Origin of the sequence: Mycobacterium sp., from assembly GCF_039583785.1 — a bacterium.
GTDB lineage: Bacteria > Actinomycetota > Actinomycetes > Mycobacteriales > Mycobacteriaceae > Mycobacterium.
On sequence record NZ_JAVKSG010000125.1, the window covers coordinates 1 to 5,231 of the forward strand.

Below are 5,231 nucleotides of genomic sequence, written 5' to 3' on the forward strand. Positions count from 1 at the left end.
CCCTATCGATCATCAAGCAATACATCGACGGGCAGGCTCGACCTCTATGAGCGCCGGGCTGCGCCCGGCAACAAACGGGATGGCCTCACCCCGCCATAAACGGCGGGGCTTGCGCCCAAGATGACGGTCATCCGTCCGTCGTCAGAGCTGCCCGGATCTGGTGTTTGAGCACCTTGCCGGCGTCGTTTCGCGGTAGCGCATTCCAGATGACCACCTGCTCAGGCGCTTTGAAGGCGGCGACCCCCTGCGACTGCAGGAAGATGCGAAGGCCGGCTACATCGGGCTGGGGTTGGTCGTTGGGAACGACGACAGCGCAGGCCCGCTCGCCGGTGCGGGCGTCGGGCAGGCCGACGACGGCGATCTCCGCGACACCGGGATGGCCGATCAGAATGTCCTCGATCTCCTTGGGTGCGATGTTTTCACCGTTACGGATGATGAGGTCCTTGACCCGCCCGGTCACCACGAGGTAGTCGTCGTCGACCCAGCGGGCCAGATCGCCGGTGCGGAAATAGCCAGCCGTATCGAACGATTCGGTGTCATCCGCACCGTGTAAGTAGCCGACCAGCATCTGTGGGCCGCGAGCGTGAATTTCGCCGCCGTCGCCACGCAGTGCGATCTCGGCAAACCCGGCCCGACCGTCGGTGTCGGCGGCGTGGTCGGGGTGGGGCGGCGCTCCGACGGTGGTCGCCGGGACCTCGGTGGAGCCGTACACCCGGGTGACTGCGGCGCGCTCGAAATAGTCGGCGGCCTTACGGATCAACGCAGCCGACACCGACGCGCCGCCGCAGACGAACAGTTTGAGCTGCGGCAGACGGGTGCCGGCGCGCTCGGCTGCCGCCAGCAACTGTTCGAGAAACGGGGTAGCCCCCGCGACGTGGGTGCAACCTTCCCGTCCGATGAGCTCGACCGCGGCGTCGGCGTCCCAGCGGTCCATCAACACCGCCGACGTGCCGAGCAGTAGCGGACATTCGAACGCGTAGATGCTGCCGCCGATGTGGGCGATCGGCGACGGAACCAGGAACCGGTCCCCGGGCTCTATCTGCCAATGGTCACGCAGCTGAGTGACCAGCGCGTGCATCGAATTGTGGCTATGCAGGACACCTTTAGGGCGGCCAGTCGTTCCCGACGTGTAGAGAATCATCCGCACCGCATCGGGATCCAGTGTCGGCAACGCGGGTGTCGTGTCCGCCGCGGGTAGCGGTGTGCCGCCGCGGACCGCGACGACCTCCGGCGGATCGGCCAGCTCGGTGGCAATCCGGTTCAGCATCGCCGGGTAGTCGTGCTCCCCGAAATTCGCCGGCACGAACAGCATTCGGGTACTGGCGTCGTTGAGGATGAACAGCAGTTCACGGTCGCGCAGCGACGCCAGGATCGGATTGACCACCATCCCGGCCATCGTCGCCGCCAGGTAAACGATCGCGGCCTCATGCCAGTTGGGCAGCATCACCGACACCACGCTGCCGACCGGCAGCCGCTCCAGCATCGCCCCGGCCAGCGCCGTCGCCCGCTGATGGAGCGTCAGGCAGTCGATCCGGTGGTCGCCGTCGATCAGCACCAGGCGCCGCGGTGTCCGCCGCGCGACGTCGGCCAGCGAATCGGCCAGCGTCTCGCGCACCCACCAACCCCGCGCGTAGGCATCCGCGGCCCGCTCGTCGTCCCAGCGGACCGCTCGTCCACCGCTCAGTGTGGTGTTCGACATGGCCGCTTGTGAGGTTAGCCGCCGGGCACGCGAAACCCATGGCATCGTTCAGGTGGGTCGGGCATGCCAACGGTGTCATGTTCGGCCCCCGGCTGGGGCCCGCGGCGGCGGCTCGCGACGCAATTGGTGTCGATTACCCATCGGGGGTCGGGCGTTCGATTCACCCCCGCTCGGAATTGGGGCGAGGCAGCATATTTCGAACGCCGCCGCGCCGTGTCTGCCGCTGATGGGGTCTGCCCGGACCTAAACTGGGGCCTGCATCAAGCAGGGAGGGGCACCCGAGTATCGGCGCCAAAAAAGCCGCCGACCAGGAAACCGGTCGACGCGCTGGAGAGGTGAACACAGAACCGGCCGGGGCGTACCCCGTGCCGGTTCATTCTGCTCGCAAGCCTCGGTGGGTCGCCCCGCCGCCGCCAACCCGACCGGCCACCCGCAAGCACAGCGACGAACGCCGCCCAGGTATCTGCGCACTGGACGGGCTGCGCGCGGTTGCCGTCGGCCTGGTGCTCGCCGGCCACGGCGGCATCCCCGGCATGTCGGGCGGCTTCCTCGGCGTCGACGTGTTCTTCGTGCTCAGCGGCTTTCTGATCACCTCGCTGCTGCTCGACGAGCTGGGCCGGACCGGCCGGATCGACCTGGCCAACTTCTGGATTCGGCGTGCCCGGCGACTGCTGCCGGCGCTGATCTTGATGGTGCTGACGGTGGCCGTCGGGCGCCAGTTCTTCGCTCCCGAGGCGATCGCCGGCCTGCGCAACGACGCGGTCGCTGCCTTTTTCTGGGTGGCCAACTGGATGTTCGTGGCCGACAAGACCGGCTACTTCGCTCAGGGAACCCCGCCGTCGCCGCTGCAGCATGCCTGGTCGCTCGGGGTGGAGGAGCAGTACTACATCGTCTGGCCGCTGGTACTGGTCGCGGTGGCCGTGGTGTTGGCGGTCCACGCCCGGCGCCGCGACAGCAGGGCTACCGTCGGTGCAGTTCGGCTGACGGTGTTCCTGCTAGCCACGCTCGGCGCGCTGGGTTCGGCCGCGGCCGCCATCCTGATCGCGTCCAACGCGACCCGCGACCGGGTCTACTTCGGCACCGACACCCGGGTCCAGGCGCTGCTGGTGGGGGCGGCCGCCTCGGCGCTGCTGGTCGGCGACTGGCCGGCGCTGAACCGCGGATGGTCGCTGATCCGTTCCCGGTCGGGCAGGTGGATCGCCCAGTCGCTGCCGGTGCTCGGCTTGGCGCTGCTCGGGGTGGCCGTGCACTTCGCCACCGGTACCGCCCGCGAGTTCCGCGGCGGCCTGCTGATCGCGGTCGCCGTCGCGGCGGTGCTGGTGATCGCCCCGGTGGCGCTGGATCAGCGCGGGCCGGTCGCGACCGCGCTGGCCTGGGGTCCGCTGGTTTGGCTGGGCGGCATCTCCTACGGCATCTACCTTTGGCACTGGCCGATCTTCCTGGTGCTCAACGGCCAGCGGACCGGGTGGCATGGGCTGCCGTTATTCGCTGTCCGGTGTGCCGCCACGCTGGCGGTCTCGGTGGTGTCGTGGTGGGCGGTCGAGCAGCCGGTCCGCAAGTGGCGCCCGGTACGGGTGCCGCTGCTTCCGCTGGCCGGAGCCACCGCGGCGACGGCTGCGGCCGTGACGTTGCTGGTGGTTCCGGTCGTTCCGAAGCACGGTGTCGGAGCGCTCGCCGCCAGCCTGCCGCCCGGTGTGTCGCCGGTCGCCGTGGTGTCGCCGTCGACACCGGAAGGAGTCCGGCCCGCGCGGGCGCTGACCCAGCGCGACCCGCGACGCCCCTTCACCGTGTCGGTGTTCGGCGACTCGATCGGCTGGACGATGATGCACTTCCTGCCGCCCACGCCGGGATTCCAGTTCGTCGACCACACCGTGATCGGCTGCAGCCTGGTGCGCGGCGGCCCATACAGCTACCTCGGCCAGACTCTGGACCAGAAAAGCGAGTGCGAATCATGGCCGGGCCGGTGGACAGCGCAGATCGCCGCCGACCAGCCGGACGCTGTCCTGCTGGTCATCGGTCGATGGGAGACGGTCGACCGGGTCAACGAGGGGCGGTGGACCCACATCGGGGATCCGGCCTTCGACTCCTACATCAGCGCCGAATTGCGGCGCGCAGTCGACATCCTCAGCTTCAGCGGTGCGCCGCTGACCGTCGCCAACCTGCCCTACAGCAGGCGGGGTGAACGGCCGGACGGCGGCCTGTATCCCGAGGATCAGCCGCAGCGGGTGGACGAATGGAACATTATGCTGGGCAAGACGATTGGTCATCGCCCGGACGTGCACATTCTCGACTTCAAAAAGAAGCTGTGTCCCGAGGGAACGTACACGGCCGACGTCGACGGCATCCACGTCCGCAGCGACGGCGTGCACCTGACCGAGGAGGGCGTGCAGTGGTTGACGCCGTGGCTCGAGCAGTCGCTGAAATCGCGCCGATAAGCTAACCGCTTTCGCTGCCGCGGACGTAGGCGAACCATGCCGTCCGGGCACTGACGTCAGTCGGCCGACTGCGGCAGCAGCACGATCTTGCCGTGGGTGTGCAGCTGTTCGAGTTTGGTGTAGGCGTCGACGACCTCATCTAGCGGATAGGTCGCAGCAACGTCGAAATCCACGGCGCCGGAGACGATCAGGCCGGCGATTTCCTGCAGCACAGCCGGGGTGGACGCCTCGGCGCTGCCTTCGGTCTTGGCGCCGACTTCGGCGGCCTTGCCGAACGAGATGATGGTGTTGATCCGCTCCGGTGGCACGCCGAGGTCGACCGCGAGTTGGACGTAGTCCGGTCCGAACAGGTCGATGAAGGCATCGAGGCCATCGGGCGTGGCCTGCCGCAGTCGATCGGACAACCCGTCGCCGTATTCGACCGGTTCGGCGCCGTGCGCGCGCAGCCACTCGGCGTTGCCCGACGACGCGATGCCCAGCACGCGGATGCCGCGCAGCGCGAGCAGTTGCACCGCGAGGCTGCCGACCCCGCCGGCGGCGGCGGAGACCGCCACGGTCTCGCCTTGCTGCGGCGCCACCGCGCGAACCGCGGCGTACGCGGTGGCACCCACGACGTACAGCGAACCCGCGACCTCCCAGCTCAACTCGGCCGGTTTGTGAATCAGCTGGTCGACCGGCACGCTCGCGTGGGTGGCGTGGCTGGACCGTTGGAAGCTGAACCCGAGCACCTCGTCGCCGACGGCGAAACCGGCGACGCCGCTGCCGACTTCGATGACGACACCGGCCAGGTCGCTGCCTTGGCCGGACGGGAAGGTCGCGGGGAATTGCTCGTGTAGCGCGCCGGTGCGGATGCCGGCCTCACCGGGATTGATGCCGGCCGCGCGAACCTCGACGAGCACCTCACCGGCGACCGGGACCGGCCTGTCGATGTCGGCGACGTAGAGGACGTCGGGGCCGCCGTAGCTGTCGAACCGAACCGCTCGAGTCTGTGCAGTGGCCATGCAGGCGCCAACTCGGCCTCGCGCGGATGTATTCCGTTACGCCACCACGTTGATCGGGTCACCGATGTGGACGGTGTCGAAGTACCACGCGGCGTT

General features: G+C 68.7%; 3 protein-coding genes. 1 reads left to right on the plus strand and 2 read right to left on the minus strand.

The genetic code is table 11. The features are described from left to right. Positions 1-127 precede the first annotated feature (127 nt). Positions 128-1,699 (minus strand): AMP-binding protein, encoded by a 1,572-nt coding sequence (locus ABDV69_RS20025; RefSeq protein WP_343577492.1) that lies wholly within the window; start codon positions 1,697-1,699, stop codon positions 128-130. 461 nt (positions 1,700-2,160) lie between these two features. Here ABDV69_RS20025 and ABDV69_RS20030 point away from each other — a divergent pair, with 461 nt between their 5' ends. Then, complete coding sequence (locus tag ABDV69_RS20030; RefSeq protein WP_343577494.1) at positions 2,161-4,134, plus strand: acyltransferase family protein; 1,974 nt, start codon at positions 2,161-2,163, stop codon at positions 4,132-4,134. Between the two features lie 56 nt (positions 4,135-4,190). Here the strand turns inward: ABDV69_RS20030 and ABDV69_RS20035 are convergent, their stop codons facing one another. Next, entirely contained in the window at positions 4,191-5,135 is a 945-nt protein-coding gene (locus ABDV69_RS20035) for an NADP-dependent oxidoreductase (RefSeq protein WP_343577493.1), read from the minus strand. Positions 5,136-5,231: the final 96 nt, after the last annotated feature.